The organism is Microbacterium sp. HMWF026, assembly GCF_003061325.1.
In the GTDB taxonomy this organism is placed as follows: domain Bacteria; phylum Actinomycetota; class Actinomycetes; order Actinomycetales; family Microbacteriaceae; genus Microbacterium; species Microbacterium testaceum_E.
In genome coordinates this window covers 1351-1611 of sequence record NZ_QAJB01000450.1, presented here as the reverse complement: position 1 = coordinate 1611, position 261 = coordinate 1351, and the positions used below count along the sequence as shown (strand labels likewise).

General features: G+C 77.4%; 1 protein-coding gene. It reads left to right on the top strand.

Annotated features, from left to right (window positions below):
* A partial coding sequence (locus tag DBR36_RS18170) for a type VII secretion protein EccB (RefSeq protein ID WP_219927676.1) occupies positions 1–261 on the top strand: 261 nt, incomplete at both ends.

The following is a 261-nucleotide window of genomic DNA, read 5'->3' as shown; positions in this document are numbered from 1 at the left end:
GTGCTGCAACCGGGCGAGGGCCAGGCCGTCACCGCGCTGGCCACCCAGCCCAGCGCGACCGCCGTCGCCGCGGGCGTGCGCGTCGACCCCAGCCATGGCGCACTCGTTCGCGCGGGCGGGCGCGGCGATCAGAACGCCAGCGTGCTGACCCTGGTGGATGCCACCGGCACCGCGTTCCCCCTCCCCGGCGCGACCGACGAGACCGTCGCCCGCCTGGGGTACGGCACCGGTGACGTCGGGGCGATCGCGGACGGCTGGACC